Source organism: Jonesia denitrificans DSM 20603 (genome assembly GCF_000024065.1).
Lineage (GTDB): Bacteria > Actinomycetota > Actinomycetes > Actinomycetales > Cellulomonadaceae > Jonesia > Jonesia denitrificans.
Genome location: NC_013174.1, coordinates 1641444 through 1656714 on the forward strand (window position 1 = coordinate 1641444; position 15271 = coordinate 1656714).

14 protein-coding genes are annotated in these 15271 nt (G+C 56.9%); 8 read left to right on the forward strand and 6 right to left on the reverse strand.

Annotation, left to right across the window (positions count from 1 at the left end):
* Nucleotides 1-156: 156 nt before the first annotated feature.
* The gene (locus tag JDEN_RS07690) at nucleotides 157-1395 is read right to left on the reverse strand and encodes a sugar ABC transporter substrate-binding protein (protein ID WP_015771803.1); all 1239 of its coding nucleotides are present in this window, start codon (nucleotides 1393-1395) and stop codon (nucleotides 157-159) included.
* A 322-nt stretch (nucleotides 1396-1717) separates the two neighbouring features.
* Between JDEN_RS07690 and JDEN_RS07695 the strand changes: the two genes are divergently transcribed.
* Both JDEN_RS07695 and JDEN_RS07700 read left to right on the forward strand, forming a co-directional pair.
* A complete protein-coding gene (locus JDEN_RS07695) occupies nucleotides 1718-2788 on the forward strand; it encodes a LacI family DNA-binding transcriptional regulator (RefSeq protein ID WP_015771804.1) in 1071 nt (356 codons plus the stop codon).
* 50 nt (nucleotides 2789-2838) lie between these two features.
* Nucleotides 2839-4620, forward strand: a complete 1782-nt coding sequence (locus JDEN_RS07700; protein WP_015771805.1) for a glycoside hydrolase family 13 protein — start codon at nucleotides 2839-2841, stop codon at nucleotides 4618-4620.
* Nucleotides 4621-4739: 119 nt separating this feature from the next.
* On the opposite strand, the gene dusB is transcribed toward JDEN_RS07700, so the two are convergent.
* Complete coding sequence (gene dusB / locus JDEN_RS07705) at nucleotides 4740-5927, reverse strand: tRNA dihydrouridine synthase DusB (protein ID WP_041287863.1); 1188 nt, start codon at nucleotides 5925-5927, stop codon at nucleotides 4740-4742.
* An 89-nt stretch (nucleotides 5928-6016) separates the two neighbouring features.
* Here dusB and JDEN_RS07710 point away from each other — a divergent pair, with 89 nt between their 5' ends.
* Nucleotides 6017-6421 (forward strand): hypothetical protein, encoded by a 405-nt coding sequence (locus JDEN_RS07710; protein ID WP_041287864.1) that lies wholly within the window; start codon nucleotides 6017-6019, stop codon nucleotides 6419-6421.
* Between the two features lie 119 nt (nucleotides 6422-6540).
* On the opposite strand, the gene JDEN_RS07715 is transcribed toward JDEN_RS07710, so the two are convergent.
* The gene (locus tag JDEN_RS07715) at nucleotides 6541-7932 is read right to left on the reverse strand and encodes a glycine--tRNA ligase (protein WP_041287865.1); all 1392 of its coding nucleotides are present in this window, start codon (nucleotides 7930-7932) and stop codon (nucleotides 6541-6543) included.
* A gap of 173 nt (nucleotides 7933-8105) precedes the next feature.
* Between JDEN_RS07715 and JDEN_RS07720 the strand changes: the two genes are divergently transcribed.
* The 5 genes from JDEN_RS07720 to JDEN_RS07740 all read left to right on the forward strand — a co-directional run bounded on the left by JDEN_RS07720 (nucleotide 8106) and on the right by JDEN_RS07740 (nucleotide 11689).
* Entirely contained in the window at nucleotides 8106-9023 is a 918-nt protein-coding gene (locus JDEN_RS07720; protein ID WP_226926578.1) for a metal ABC transporter substrate-binding protein, read from the forward strand.
* Entirely contained in the window at nucleotides 9020-9799 is a 780-nt protein-coding gene (locus JDEN_RS07725; protein ID WP_015771810.1) for a metal ABC transporter ATP-binding protein, read from the forward strand. The genes JDEN_RS07720 and JDEN_RS07725 overlap by 4 nt, the downstream gene beginning before the upstream one ends.
* Nucleotides 9796-10734, forward strand: a complete 939-nt coding sequence (locus JDEN_RS07730) for a metal ABC transporter permease (RefSeq protein ID WP_015771811.1) — start codon at nucleotides 9796-9798, stop codon at nucleotides 10732-10734. Before JDEN_RS07725 ends, JDEN_RS07730 begins: the two co-directional genes overlap by 4 nt.
* A complete protein-coding gene (locus tag JDEN_RS07735; protein WP_015771812.1) occupies nucleotides 10722-11114 on the forward strand; it encodes a Fur family transcriptional regulator in 393 nt (130 codons plus the stop codon). Before JDEN_RS07730 ends, JDEN_RS07735 begins: the two co-directional genes overlap by 13 nt.
* A 122-nt stretch (nucleotides 11115-11236) precedes the next feature.
* Nucleotides 11237-11689 carry a DedA family protein gene (locus JDEN_RS07740; RefSeq protein WP_231953666.1) on the forward strand — a complete coding sequence of 151 codons (453 nt, stop codon included), beginning with the start codon at nucleotides 11237-11239 and terminating at the stop codon, nucleotides 11687-11689.
* 28 nt (nucleotides 11690-11717) lie between these two features.
* Here the strand turns inward: JDEN_RS07740 and JDEN_RS07745 are convergent, their stop codons facing one another.
* The 3 genes from JDEN_RS07745 to leuA are packed head-to-tail and all read right to left on the reverse strand — an operon-like array spanning nucleotide 11718 to nucleotide 15027.
* Nucleotides 11718-12500, reverse strand: coding sequence for an isoprenyl transferase (locus tag JDEN_RS07745; protein WP_015771814.1), 783 nt, complete (start codon nucleotides 12498-12500; stop codon nucleotides 11718-11720).
* A complete protein-coding gene (gene recO / locus JDEN_RS07750) occupies nucleotides 12478-13233 on the reverse strand; it encodes a DNA repair protein RecO (protein ID WP_015771815.1) in 756 nt (251 codons plus the stop codon). Before recO ends, JDEN_RS07745 begins: the two co-directional genes overlap by 23 nt.
* Nucleotides 13234-13266: 33 nt before the next feature.
* Nucleotides 13267-15027, reverse strand: a complete 1761-nt coding sequence (gene leuA / locus JDEN_RS07755; RefSeq protein ID WP_015771816.1) for a 2-isopropylmalate synthase — start codon at nucleotides 15025-15027, stop codon at nucleotides 13267-13269.
* Nucleotides 15028-15271: the final 244 nt, after the last annotated feature.

Sequence of the window (15271 nt, forward strand, 5' to 3'; positions counted from 1 at the left end):
GAATTATCCCGCCAAGCCAGGTACGGCTGTGCGTGTGTCCACTGCTAACCTACGTTGTCTTAGTGACAACGGCATCGGGGGCCCCGCGAAGACGCAAGACCCCCGATGACTGTGTCGTGGTGCGGTTCGCTGCGGGTGCGAACCTACGCCGGGAGATTAGCCTCCGGCGATCTCACTGTTGATGTTTTCCAGCATGCGGTCCCATGCAGCTACGGGGTCCTTTTCTTGACCGGTGAAGATCGCCACCTGGGTCGCACCCCAGTAAGCCCACACAGATCCCATTTCTGGGATGGATGGCATAGGAGCACCCGCTGCGGCCACTTCACCAAAGGATTTCGCAAGCTCGTCCGTCATTTTGTCAGCTGATGCAGTCAAGGCTGGCACTCGCCCACCTGCTGCGTGGATTTCATCTGCTGCTTCTTCAGTGGAGAGGTAGTTCACCACGAAGTCCTGGGCAAGAACAGGGTTGTTTGCCTTAGCAGAGATGTACGCGCCTTGCACTCCGACAAATGGTTGTGCAGGTTCTCCACCAGCAGACGGAACCTCGTGGACCGAGATCGTCATGCCTTCAGCAGCAAATTCATTGGCGTACCAAGGGCCGGTGATGATGTAAGGGGACTCTCCCTTTATGAAGGCTTCTTTTGCCTGGTCTCCACCGATGTTGGAGTCGAGGATTCCCTCGCCACCAAGCTTCTTCAGGTACTCAGCGAAGTTGTGTCCAGCTTCGCCGCCCATACCGAGTTCCGTCGTGTAAGAACCGTCGTCCTCGGAGGTGAACACGGGTGCACCGAAGGATGTCTGCAGTGGGTACATGTGGTAGGCGTCGCCTTCAGCACCCTGCTGCAAGAGAACGGGGTACTTGGCGTCCAGTTCCTTGCCTTGTTCGATCAGTTCGTCGAACGTGGCAGGGGTTTCGGTGGCAAGTTCGTCGTTGCGGACCAGGGCAATGGATTCAATTGCGTACGGGACACCGTAGTTTGTGCCTTCGTAGGCGAACGCTTTGGTTGCTGCTTCGGCGAAGCCAGCAGCCTTGTCACCCAGTTCAACTGGGGCGACAACACCGTTGGACACGAACTCGCCGAGCCAGTCGTGCGCACCGATGATGACGTCTGGGCCTTCACCAGTGGGAACTTGTTGGACGAATTCGGTGCGGATGTCACCGGATGCCTTTTGCACAACCTGAACGTCGACACCTCGCTCATCAGCGAACTTCTGGATGACGGATTCAAAGTCGTTGATTCGAGTTTCGTCGACCCAGATTGTCATGCTGCCGGCAACGCCCGTTGATTCGCTCGCGGTGGGCTCGTTGTCGTTGTTGTCGGAACCGCCGGAGCAGGACGCGAGAACAAGTGCCATACCGAGTGCTGCAGCTGTTGCTGGGATGCCTCTTTGCATCGTGTTTCTCCAATGTCATACGGGGATGGGAAGCAGTCCATCGATGTGAGTGACTGCGATGCAAGAGACATTACGTGATTTTCTGCAAGTCATGCAAGTCCTTGCAGAAACTTTCATGTAACGATTGAATAGAGACCGGTAAAGGCCGTACACTCACTGTTCAGAGAATGAACAAAAGCGGCTAGTGGCCCCGTGATTACGCGGTTCGACGACGTTCCTGCGCTAAACTCGGGCACAGCTCAGCTCCCTGCAAACCTTGCAAAGGAGACCTGACAGCCACGCGCCGCCCACTCGCATCGATCAATCGACAAGGAGGTCCGAGGTGTCTTCGATCAACCTGTCGGGCCCACACAAGACCCGGCTTACAGACCTTGCAGAACAAGCCGGTGTTTCCACCGCCACCGTTTCCCGCGTCCTCAACGGCAAACCCGGAGTCGCCGTTGAAACACGCCAAGCCGTTCTGGCAGCACTCGACCTCTTGGGCTACGAACGGCCCGACAAACTCCGAAACCGGTCCGCTGGGCTTGTCGGACTCATCGTGCCTGAGCTCACCAACCCCGTTTTCCCTGCATTTGCGCAGACAATCGAGTCGCTCCTATCCCAGCGCGGCTACACCCCACTACTGTGCACACAATCACCTGGTGGCACCACTGAAGACGAATACATCGACATGCTGACAGATCATTCAGTGGACGGAATCGTTTTTGTTGCCGGACTCCACGCAGACACTCGCGCAAGCCACCGCCGCTACGAACTACTCCGTTCCCAAAACTTGCCCTATGTCTGTGTTAACGGGTGGGCCAGCGACATCGACGCGCCGTTCATTTCCTGTGACGATATTGCGGCGATGGACCTTTCTGTACGTCACCTAGTATCCCTAGGACACCAACGAATCGGGTTAGCGATCGGACCGGACCGGTTCATCTCCTCGCATCGGAAAATACGGGGATTCAAAGACGCGCTGGTGCGCCACCTTGGCACTATCGATCCAGACGCCCACATCGCAACCTCGCTCTTTACCGTCGAAGGTGGACAAGCGGCCGCCACAGAACTGCTCGCCAACGATCACACCGCCATCGTATGCGGCTCCGACCTCATGGCACTAGGAGCTGTCCGCGCTGCCCGCCAGCAGGGTCTGCGCATCCCTGAAGACGTCTCCATCATTGGCTACGACGATTCACCATTGATCGGTTTCACCGACCCACCACTGACCACCATCCGCCAACCTGTCTCCGCCATGTCACAAGCAGCAGTATCCGGTCTAGTCGCCCTCATCGAAGGTTCACCAGCACCCCGGCAAGAACTTCTTTTCCACCCCGAACTCATCGTGCGCAACTCAACTGGCACATCTCCCGACGCACGAGTACATGTGTATCAAGGACTCCAGTCTTAACCGCGATGCACCAACACCACTAATCCGCCCCACAACGAACGGAGAGCCACGTGGCCCTGACCCTGACAACCACGTCACCTGACGTCCAGATCCTCCATTCCGCCCACGAAGGTGAAGCAGAATGGTGGCGCAGCGCCGTCATCTACCAGGTGTATCCACGGTCTTTTGCAGACGCAAATGGCGATGGAATCGGCGACCTCCAAGGCATCACCCAACGCCTTGACCACCTCAAAGACCTCGGGGTTGATGCGCTGTGGCTGTCACCGTTTTACAAGTCACCACAAGCTGACGCCGGGTACGACGTAGCCGACTACCGCCAAATCGACCCAATCTTCGGTGATCTGGACGACTTCGAAGCGATGGCCGCCAAAGCACGCACGCTTGGGTTGCGGGTCATCGTTGACCTTGTTCCTAACCACACCAGTGACGATCACGTCTGGTTCCGTGAAGCTCTCGCCGCAGGGCCTGGTTCTCCAGCACGCGACCGGTACATGTTCCGAGATGGCCGTGGTGAGAATGGGGAACTTCCACCCAATAACTGGAAGTCAATTTTTGGTGGTCCCGCCTGGACCCGCGTAGACCAGCGCTGGGACGCTGACAAAGATGGAATCAGCGACACTCAGTGGTACCTGCACATGTTCGATACCCGTCAACCAGACCTCAACTGGGACAACCAGGAAGTAAAAGAAGACTTCCACGACATTCTGCGCTTCTGGCTTGACCGAGGAGTCGACGGATTCCGCATCGATGTTGCACACGGCATGGTGAAAGCACCCGGCCTTCCCGACTGGGATGGTGTGACCAACATGGTCGAGGGGTCAACGACCGATGGTGCAACTCAAATCAAAACCGACGGCACCCCCGATGAAGACGGCTCAAATGGTGGCGGAAACTCCGGCCCAATGTTTGACCAGGATGGCGTCCACGAAATTTACCGTTCGTGGCGTCGCGTCCTGAACCAGTATGACGGTGACCGGGCGTTGGTCGCCGAAGCCTGGGTCGAGCCCTTGTCCCGCCTCGCGCTGTACGTGCGTGACGACGAAATGCAGCAGGCTTTCAACTTCTCCTACCTCACCACCAAGTGGGATGCCGCTGCTTTGCGCACAGTGATCAACGCATCGATCCGTGAAAATGACAAAGTTGGGGCTCCCACCACCTGGGTGCTGTCCAACCACGACGTTGTCCGACACGCCTCACGCATGGGGCTCGTCGGCGGAGAGCTCAACCCGAACGGTATTGGCCCCAACGACCCACAACCTGACGCAGCCCTCGGGCTACGCCGGGCACGTGCCGCTACCCTCCTCATGCTTGCTCTTCCCGGCTCAGCTTACTTGTACCAAGGAGAGGAATTCGGTCTTCCCGACCACACCACGTTGGAACCCCAGTACCGCCAAGATCCCGCTTGGGAACGCAAGGGGCACACCGAGGCCGGTCGTGACGGCTGCCGAGTCCCGCTGCCATGGGAAGCTGACGCGCCAGCGTATGGGTTCTCCCCGACAGGTCAGTCCTGGCTCCCCCAGCCAGACACGTATCGAGCGTGCGCAGCGGACGTCCAAAAGGCCGCACCCGACTCGACTTATGCGATGTACAACAAGGCGCTGACGTTGCGGAAGAAATTCGGTATCGGCCTTGGCTCGTTGGCCTGGTTAAGCGAGTTTGTGCACACCGGTGAGGTGCTCGCGTTCGAGAACAACGGGGTCATTTGCATCGCCAATATTGGTGGGGACGCAGTTGAACTCCCTGAAGGAACAGAGATTCTTATCTCCAGTGCACCTATGCACTCTGCCCTCACGATCGAACGTGACACCTGTGTGTGGATTCGCCGTCGATAACGAGATGTGACCCACAACAGATGAGGGGGAGGCTGTCACGGACAGTCTCCCCCTCAACACGTTACTCCTGACACTCGCAGCACCTGAAATAACCAGACGCCACCCTACGTTCAGCGCATCTAGCCTCCGGAAACGGACAACTCTGCTTCCTGGAGTGTGATGCGGAACTCGTCACTGAGCTCGCGTGAGTCAAGCCACCCATACGGCAAAATCGGGCGCTTCGGGCTTCCTGCTCGGCCGCGCTGCCCTTCAGCAGCTTCCCCTGGGTACGGGGCATCATGGTCAAGTTCGTCGAGTTTACGGCGCAGGTCAGCAAGCGAATCAACGAGTGCAAGCGCTTGCCGCGCTTCCCCACCAACGGCGTAGCCTTTGAGGTACCACGCCATGTGTTTGCGCAGGTCACGTAAACCTCGACCTTCGTCACCGAAGAACTCAACCAAATATTCTCCATGGCGGTAAATGGTCTCAGCAACATACCCTAATCCGGGAGTGACACGTTCGTCTCTCCCGGCAAATGCGGCGGTCAGGTCAGCAAAAAGCCAGGGACGGCCTTGGCAGCCACGTCCGACAACAACCCCATCGCATCCGGTGTGCGCAACCATGTTCAGTGCGTCTTCAGCACTCCAAATGTCACCGTTACCCAGCACAGGGATGGTTGTGACATGTTCTTTGAGGTTCTTGATCGCGTCCCAGCGCGCCTGACCCGAGTAGTGCTGTGCAGCAGTTCGCGCATGGAGTGCCACGGCGGAAACTCCCAGGTCTTCGGCGATTTTCCCTGCTTCAAGGTATGTCATGTGGTCGTCGTCAATGCCCATACGCATCTTCACTGTGACAGGGACGTGATGTGGTGAAGCCGCGCGGACGGCTGCATCGACGATGCGCGTGTACAGTTCTTTCTTCCACGGGAGTGCCGCTCCACCACCTTTACGGGTCACTTTGGGCACAGGGCAACCAAAGTTGAGATCAATGTGATCAGCGCGATCCTCGCCGGCAATGATGCTCACTGCAGCACCAACTGTTGCTGGATCGACCCCGTAGACTTGGGCAGATCGTGGTTGTTCGTAGTCTTCAAAAGACACGATGCGCAGTGACACGTCGTTTCGTTCAACCAGAGCACGGCTCGTGACCATCTCAGCGACGAAGAACCCGTCACCTTGCTCGCGGCAAAGGCGCCGAAAAGCCGTATTGGTGACCCCAGCCATGGGGGCGAGGACAACGGGGGTTTCACTGACATGCTGACCGATGCGCAACGGGGGCAGCACCGGTGTGGTCGCTGTGTGGGTTGCTGGCTGATTCGTCGAAGTCACCTCACTATTGTGTCATCATGGCGGCACACTCAACCGTGATGGCGTGTGGATCCTGGTCACACCATGAGAGAGTCAGGCAACGGAGGTTCATGATGAAACGCACAGTTACCGCCCTTGCACTAGGGACTGCAGTGGTCATTTTTATGATGGGATGTACAGTGGATCGCAATAACCAGCCGGACAACAATGGCGGTATTGAGGTTCGTATTCAGGAAGTTCCTGTGGATTCTTGGGACGGGGATGAATCATCACTTGGGGCGATCGTCAGTGATGGTGTCATTGTGTACACCGCAGCCGGGTCCTCGTCGTGTCCTGACCTTGTTGAGTCTGTGACCGCAGGGACAGACACTGTGACGCTGCACATTGTGGATTATCCACCCAATACTGCGTGCACGATGGATTACGTACCCGTCCGTCAAGAGATTTCTCGGACAGACGGGAAAGACTTTTCCAGCGATATCGAGGTTGTCATCGATCACCCGCGCCAACCGTGACGTCCGTTCGCTCAGGCATGATGCCGGATTCACTATCCGGAAAACAGTGTGCGGCGGTCGCCGTGCATTTCTGCCCAGCGACCGCCGCACGCGTCATCGTTTGACGTCACACTGCGCAGTTACGCTCCAAGAAGGTGGGTTGCGAGGTAGGTGCGCACTTGGTCAAGCGCAACACGGTGCTGTTCCATGGAGTCACGGTGGCGGATGGTCACAGCGTTGTCTTCCAGGGTGTCGAAGTCCACCGTGATGCAAAATGGTGTCCCGATTTCGTCCTGTCGGCGGTACCGGCGCCCAATAGCACCCGCATCGTCAAAGTCGACATTCCAGAACTGACGAAGATCTGCAGCAAGATCCCGGGCCTTGGGCGAGAGGTCTGCGTTGCGCGACAGCGGGAGAACGGCAACTTTCACTGGGGCAAGGCGGGGATCCAAACGAAGCACAGTGCGTTTGTCTACTCCACCCTTCGCATTGGGGGCTTCGTCCTCTGTGTATGCCTCGACCAGGAACGCCATGACTGAACGAGTCAACCCGGCTGCCGGTTCGATCACATATGGGAAGTAACGGGTCCCTTCAGCTTGGTCAAAGAAGGAGAGATCTTTGCCGGAGTGTTCTGTGTGAGTGCGCAGGTCGTAATCGGTACGGTTTGCGACCCCTTCCAGTTCACCCCACTCACCACCGGTGAAACCGAATCGGTATTCGATGTCTACTGTTCGCTTGGAATAGTGCGAGAGCTTTTCTTGTGGGTGCTCGTACAACCGAAGATTGTCAGGGTTGATCCCCAGGTCGACATACCACGCTTTACGGGCATCGATCCACCGTTGGTGCCATTCCTCGTCAGTACCTGGCTTGACGAAGAACTCAAGCTCCATCTGCTCAAATTCGCGAGTCCGGAAGATGAAGTTCCCTGGTGTGATTTCGTTGCGGAACGACTTACCGATCTGGCCGATACCAAAGGGGGGTTTGAGGCGCGAGGCTGTTTGCACATTGGCAAAGTTGACGAAGATGCCCTGTGCCGTTTCAGGGCGGAGGTAGTGCAGACCTTGCTCATTATCAACTGGGCCAAGGTATGTCTTCAGCAAACCGGAGAAGTTCTGAGGTTCAGTCCACTCTCCCTTTTTGCCGCAGTTTGCACAACCAATTTCGTCCATTGACTGGGGGGCGCGGCCTTTTTTGTACTCAAATTCCTCTTGCAATGTGTCTTGACGGTAACGCTTATGACACGAGGTGCACTCAATGAGCGGATCAGTAAACACTGCCACGTGCCCTGAGGCTTCCCACACCGCGCGCGGGAGTATGACAGAGGAATCAATGCCCACGACATCGTCACGGCCGCGAACAACGGATTGCCACCATTGACGCTTGATGTTCTCCTTGAGCTCAGCTCCAAGTGGCCCGTAGTCCCACGCTGAGCGTGAACCTCCGTAGATCTCTCCACTTTGAAAGACGAAGCCCCGGCGTTTGGCCAAGGAAATGACATTGTCGAGACGGGAAGGCGCAGCGGCCACAGTCATCACTCCAACTTGTGTTCATCGCCCCACGTGGCGCGTGGGGCTGTATCGGGCAGGCAGAAGTCTCTGCGAACTCACTAGCCTACCCGCCCGATGCGTTAGATGATGGGGATGACCACGCACGGTGATGGGAATCATTTTGACTCACACCCCACCGACTATTGATAATGGATCTCATGAACACCAAGGCTCTTCTCGCTGCAGGACTCACCGCGACCATTCTCCTTGCTGCCTGCAGCCCAAATCCTGAGGATGACGGGCGCATACAAGTGGCGGCATCATTCTACCCACTTGAGTTCCTTGTCAACGAGATCGGCCAAGACAATGTCACCCTGATCGCACTCACTCCCGAAGGCGGCGAGCCGCACGATCTGGAACTTGCGCCAGCTCAAGCACGACACATCAGTTCAGCCGACCTTGTGGTGTATCAGTCCGGTTTTCAAAGTACCGTAGACAAAGCAATTGAGGAACGCGCCCCCGAACACGTTGTTGATGCCGGTATCTACGCAACCCTCCCGCTGACTGACGAGCACGAACACGAAGACGAAACCGACGAAGAACACGCTGAACACGGCGAAACAGACCCACACTTCTGGCTCGACACCACACTGTATTCCCAAGCAGCTCAGGACGTCGCTGACGCTCTAGCTGACGTGGACCCCGACAACGCGGACACCTACCTCGCCAACGCCAACTCGTTGATCACTACACTCACCGAACTCGATGAAGAGTACGCGGCACGGCTGTCCACCTGCACTCACGACAGCGTCGTGGTGACTCACGCAGCATTTGGCTACCTTGCCGAAAAATACGACTTCCACCAGATTGCAATTTCTGGCATCGACCCGGAAGCTGAACCTAGTCCTGCACGTGTGCGTGAAGTCAAAGCAGCCATCGACGACCTTGGATTGCCCATGGTGTTCTTTGAAACGCTTGTGTCCCCCAAAGTCGCTGAAACACTGGCCTCTGACCTGGGCATCACCACTGGAGTCTTGGACCCCATCGAGGGGTTAACCTCCGATGACGACACCTATCTGACAATCATGGCAAACAACCTTAACGCGCTGACCACGGGAATGGAGTGTACCCAGTGACCGAGGCACCCATCGTCTCCATCAAGGACCTCAACGTCCACCTGGGCACGAGCCACATCCTTCACTCCGTGTCGCTCGACATCACACCTGGTGAGGTTGTCGCACTTTTGGGCACGAATGGTTCCGGAAAATCTACCCTGGTGCGTGCACTGACATCCATCATCCCCTCCACATCAGGGCGCATCGAACTGTTTGGACACCGCCCCGGCCCCAAGGTGCCATGGCACCGCGTGGGGTACGTACCTCAACGCGTCACTGCCCAGTCAGGGATCACCGCATCATCGTGCGAAGTTGTCGCATCAGGACTTCTATTTGGTCGTCGAATCCGCCTTCCCAAAAACGCGATGGACCAAGCCCACAAAGCACTAGCTTTGGTTCACCTTGAAGATCGAGTTCACCAGCCACTGAACTCGATGTCCGGTGGACAACAGCAGCGGGTCCTCATCGCGCGCGCCTTGGTCCGCAACCCAGACCTGCTCATCCTTGATGAACCAGTTGCGGGTGTCGACCAGCCGTCGCAAGAGGCTTTCGCTGCGACCTTGACTAACCTTGTCAAGCAAGGACGAACAATCATCGTTGTCCTTCACGAACTCGGAGAACTCGAACCGTTGATCACCAGAACCGTTGTTCTTCGACACGGGCGAATCGTCCACGATGGCCCTGCCTTGCGAGCAACCACCCAACACGCAGGTCCAGACCATGAACACATTCATCCCCATGATGGGTTTGTTGAACTCAGCTCTGCCCTCCTCCCTGAGATGGGAGTGGACCAATGAACTCCTTCATTGACATGGTCACTGACCCCTTCATGCAGCGGTCACTTCTCGCTGCTGCCATTGTGGGCCTCACCGCCCCCATTATGGGGACATACCTCGTTCAACGCCGTCTGTCACTACTCGGCGACGGAATCGGTCACGTCGCACTAACCGGTGTTGCTCTAGGCTGGATGGTTGGCTCAGCTATGAACCTCGTCCAGCGCGACGCCCTGGCCATACCTGGGGCCATCGTTGCGGCAATAGCCGGAGCACTCGCAATCGAATACGTCCGCGAACGCGGACGCACTAGCGGTGACGTTGCCCTTGCCATGCTCTTCTACTCCGGAATCGCTGGTGGAGTTGTCCTTATCTCCATCGCTGGAGGAACAAACGCAAACCTCATGGGATACCTTTTCGGTTCCATTACCACGGTGACCGACCTCGACCTTGCGATGATCCTTGGTCTTGGCGCTCTGATCTTCGCCGTGGGATTTGGGTTACGTGCAGTGCTTTTTGCCGTGTCCAACGACGAAGAGTTCGCCCGTGCCTCAGGCTTGCCTGTGCGAACCGCCAATATTGCGATCGCCATCGTGGCGGCTCTCACAGTGACCGTATCGATGCGCGTCGTCGGACTACTCCTCGTATCAGCCATCATGATTGTGCCCGTGGCTGCGGCCCAACAAGTGGCAACAACCTTTAAAAGTACGATGCTGACCGCCATGGGAATCGGTGTCACCGTTGCCGTTGGCGGATTAAGTATCACCTGGGTACATCAGCTCTCACCTGGTGCAACGATTGTCCTCCTGGCGGTTGCTGCTTATCTGCTTGCTTTGGTGGTACGCAGTTTTCTCAATAAACGCCACACTCCTGGTGATCCGCACCCAGATCTCCCTGACGACGTACAATTGTCGGCTGCAACACCCCAGCAAACCCGGAGCGAACCATGCAACGAATGACCCGCCAACGCCAAGCTATCGCCGACTTGCTTGCGCAAACCGACGACTTTAAATCTGCGCAGCAACTCCATGATCTGCTCAAAGAACGTGGCGAAACAGCAGGACTCGCCACGGTGTACCGCACCTTGCAGAACCTTGCAGACGCCGGTGAACTTGACGTGCTCCGCACTGACGACGGCGAAATGCTCTTCCGTCAATGTGAACGAGTCGAGCATCACCACCATCTCGTCTGTCGTTCCTGTGGGAAAACCGTAGAGATCGATGGGCCTACTGTAGAAGACTGGGCAAGCCGTGTTGGCCGCGCTCACGAGTTCATCAACATCGAGCACACCATTGAGCTTTTTGGGACTTGTGTGACGTGTGCAGCCCGCACACGCTGACGCGATGTTGCTCACACCTCGACTTGCCGGATCGCAAGTAAGGGTAGCCTGAAAAGGTGCCTCAACCTGGTGACAGCGCACCCTTTGTTGAACTGTTTGTTTTCTTTTTCACAATCGTTTTTGTGCGCACCCAAATCACATACTGGCTGGCTCGTGCAGTGGCCACCCAGACCATGAAACGCACCCACGATCCCCACTCCCTCCTGGCCAGATCCACTCGATGGATGCACGGCCCTCGCACCACCCACGGCATGGTGACAGTTCGACGCTGGGGGCCACTGGCTGTGTTTCTCTCATTTTTTGCGACCGGCACAAAAACAATCCTCAATGCGGCCGCTGGCCTGATCCGTATGCCATTCGGGATCTACCTCCCTGCCATGGTTCTCGGGTGCATCGCGCATTCACTGATCTACTCCCTGGTGGGTTGGGCTGCGTGGGTCGCAGCTGTTCAAGCTGCTGCAGGGTCCCCCCTCGGCTTGGCGCTCTTCATCCTCGCGCTCATTGCCATCATCGCCGTCATCATCATGAAACGTCGCCGGCTTGACACTGCGCGCTCCACACCACCACGGGGCTAAACTCTGCTCCAATCCGGTAGTGCACCAGTCACTGGTCCACCACCGGAGCATCAATTGCCCCACCATAACGCCGGTCGCGTCGAGCATAAATACCCACTGCTTCCCACAACGTTCGGCGATCAAAATCCGGCCACAATGTGTTAAGAAAGACCATCTCAGCGTATGCCGACTGCCACAACATAAAATTGGAGAAACGCTGCTCACCAGAGCTACGCACAAACAAATCCACGTCCGGAAGATCTGGTTCATCAAGATAGCGGGCGAGAACCTTCTCAGAAACCTTCCTCGGGTCCAGCTTGCCTGCCGCAACATCACGGGCTAACGCAGCTGCCGCATCGGCGATCTCAGCACGCCCCCCATAATTGACGCACATGTTCAATGTGCACACAGTATTGGAGCGAGTTAACGCCTCCGCTTCCTCCAACTCCTTGACCACCGATGGCCACAACCGGGGACGGCGACCCGACCACCGAACCCGCACCCCCCACTCATTCATCGTGTCGCGACGCCGACGCAACACCTCCTTATTGAACCCCATGAGGAAACGCACCTCATCAGGTGACCGCTTCCAATTCTCCGTGGAAAACGCATACACGCTGACATGACGGATTCCCATCTCAATGGCACCAGCAACCACGTCAAGGAGGGCCACCTCACCAGCTTTGTGCCCCTCAGTACGTGGCAACCCACGCTGGTTAGCCCAACGACCATTCCCATCCATGACGATTGCTACATGTTGTGGCACAAACTGCGCAGGGATCCCAGGAGGTAAGGCACCGGATGGATGCCTAGGAGGGGGAACTGGAGTCACGTGAGGACCTTTCCACAAAACGAAGCGAACGAATTGTTCGTTCAAGATGGTACTGCGTAAATGCTGCGATCAGCCCACGAGCTTCACGCACGTGCCTGTCCGACGAAGAAAGAACCACGCCCCACTCCCCCGCTAACAAAGCCGCCATGTGCGTAAACGTCCCTGACGCGGGCGACGCAGAACCGGGTGGGCGACAGCGCGCACACACTGCGCCACCTGCAGCCACGGAAAACGCTGTGTGTGGACCGGGCGCACCACACTGGGCGCACACATCGAAAGATGGCGCGTACCCAGCCACGGCAAAAGCTCGAAGCAAATAGGAATCCAAAATCAAGTCAGCGGGGACCTGCTGGCTAGCCAACGTCCGCAGCGCACCCGCCAACAACCAAAACTGCTGCACAGACGGTTCACGCTCCGCGACAACGAGACGATCAGCAGTCTCCACTAACGCGCCAGCCACCGTGTACCGCCCATAATCAATGCAAATATCGCGGGCATACGCACCGATCGTATCCACCTGCGTCACAACGTCAAACGTTCGCCCCTCATTGAGTTGCACATCAATATGCATGAAGGGTTCCAGGCGTGCACCGAACCGCGAGCCGGTCCGGCGCACGCCTTTACCCACTGCACGAACTTTGCCATGTTCACGCGTGAGGAGAGTGATGATGCGGTCGGCTTCACCGAGCTTTTGTGCCCGCAACACGACAGCGTCATCACGATAGAGCGGCATGCCACCACTCACGCAACTGACCAGCAAACATCATCAGCGGCGATCCTCAGGCTGCGGGTGACGTCCTTGCCTGTTCACTGCGGAGATGATCGCCTTGAGTGAGGCCGTGGTGATTGATGGGTCAATCCCCACCCCGAACAACACCTCGTCAGATACCCGACATTCGACATATGCAGCAGCCGATGCGTCGCCTCCTGAGGACAACGCGTGCTCCGAGTAATCCAAGACTGTGACGTCCACCCCATAGGCAGACAGGGCCTGCACAAAAGCATCAATGGGACCATTGCCCATCCCGGTCAGTGTCACCCGCTCACCCTGGTCAATGAGGTCAATTTCCAGGGTGTCTTCCTGCCCCTGAGCTGACACTGTTCGCGTACCTTCCAATGCAAATCGGCCCCATGGCGCCAACCCGGATCCTTCCGTGACAGGCAAGTATTCATCACAGAAGATGCGCCAAATGTCTTCGCCTGTGACCTCACGGCCCTGTTCGTCTGTGACTGTTTGCACGACACGGGAAAACTCAATTTGCAAACGCCGCGGCAAGTCCATGTGATGTTCTGTTTTGAGGAGGTAAGACACCCCTCCCTTTCCAGACTGCGAGTTCACACGGATCACAGCTTCGTAACTGCGCCCGACGTCTTTTGGATCGATGGGCAGATACGGGACAGCCCATACCAAGTCATCGACTGAGCAGCCGGCTGCTTGTGCCCGCGCCTCCATCGACTCCAGACCCTTCTTGATCGCATCTTGATGCGATCCAGAAAAGGCTGTGAAAACAAGGTCACCCGCATAGGGATGCCGGTCTGGAACCGGCATTTGATTGCAATACTCAACTGTGCGACGAATTGTATCGATGTCAGAGAAATCGATCTGGGGGTCAATGCCCTGGCTGAACAAGTTCATCCCCAACGTCACCAAGTCGACGTTGCCCGTGCGTTCACCATTTCCGAACAGGCATCCTTCAATTCGGTCCGCACCAGCCATGTAACCCAATTCCGCGGCAGCAACTGCCGTTCCCCGGTCATTGTGGGGATGCAGCGACAACACGACGTGCTCCCTGTATTTGAGGTGTCGGCTCATCCATTCAATCGAATCCGCGTAGACGTTCGGTGTCGCCATTTCTACGGTTGCAGGCAAATTGATGATCACCGGCCGTGACTCACGTGGTTCCAGCACATCCAGCACTTCATTACAGATACGAACCGCAAACTCCAGTTCAGTGCCTGTGTACGACTCTGGGGAGTATTCGTAATAGATATCGGTGTCGGGGATTGTGTCCTCGAACTTCTTGCACAGGCGGGCGCCTTCCAAGGCGATGTCGACGATACCGTCCTCATCAGAACGGAACACAACCTCACGCTGCACAATGGACGTGGAATTGTACAGGTGAACAATGGCCTGTTTCGCCCCACGCAACGACTCATAGGTCCGGGCAATCAAGTGTTCCCGGGCTTGAGTGAGAACTTGGATGACCACATCGTCAGGGATGTGGTTACCCTCAATGAGAAGACGCACAAAATCGAAATCAGTTTGAGAGGCAGACGGGAAGCCCACCTCAATTTCTTTGAACCCCATCGACACAAGAAGCTGAAACATCCGCAGTTTACGTTCAGCATTCATCGGTTCGATGAGGGCTTGGTTCCCATCTCGCAGGTCGACTGCGCACCAACGTGGCGCACGAGTGATAGTGCGTGATGGCCAGGTTCGATCCGGCAGATCCACAGTGATCTGGCGGTCAAATGGCACATACTTGTGCATCGGCATTGGAGAGGGTTGTTGGTCAGAGGCACTCATGATGTTCCTTCGTCATTTCGTTGCGATGGTGGCTTCAAGTGCCGGCACACGCTGACCGCCGCGACGAGAGACCGGCTCTAAGCCTCGTCGCGGCACAGAAGGAGGAGACCATGCCTCACGTTCATCCACATGCTGGTGTGCACCCGTCCACTGTACAACTATCTGTCTGGTCATGTCCCGCTGTCCGAGTGACGACACAGACAATAAGCGGGGTGGGGTTGTGCACCCCACCCCGCTTACGTCA

Bases quoted from the DNA above. Each gene is read 5' to 3' on its own strand.
- JDEN_RS07715 (WP_041287865.1), bottom strand. From the start codon at position 7,932: ATGACTGTGGCCGCTGCGCCTTCCCGTCTCGACAATGTCATTTCCTTG.
- JDEN_RS07710 (WP_041287864.1), top strand. From the start codon at position 6,017: ATGATGAAACGCACAGTTACCGCCCTTGCACTAGGGACTGCAGTGGTC.
- JDEN_RS07720 (WP_226926578.1), top strand. From the start codon at position 8,106: ATGAACACCAAGGCTCTTCTCGCTGCAGGACTCACCGCGACCATTCTC.
- JDEN_RS07730 (WP_015771811.1), top strand. From the start codon at position 9,796: ATGAACTCCTTCATTGACATGGTCACTGACCCCTTCATGCAGCGGTCA.
- JDEN_RS07735 (WP_015771812.1), top strand. From the start codon at position 10,722: ATGCAACGAATGACCCGCCAACGCCAAGCTATCGCCGACTTGCTTGCG.
- JDEN_RS07690 (WP_015771803.1), bottom strand. From the start codon at position 1,395: ATGCAAAGAGGCATCCCAGCAACAGCTGCAGCACTCGGTATGGCACTT.
- leuA (WP_015771816.1), bottom strand. From the start codon at position 15,027: ATGAGTGCCTCTGACCAACAACCCTCTCCAATGCCGATGCACAAGTAT.
- recO (WP_015771815.1), bottom strand. From the start codon at position 13,233: ATGCCGCTCTATCGTGATGACGCTGTCGTGTTGCGGGCACAAAAGCTC.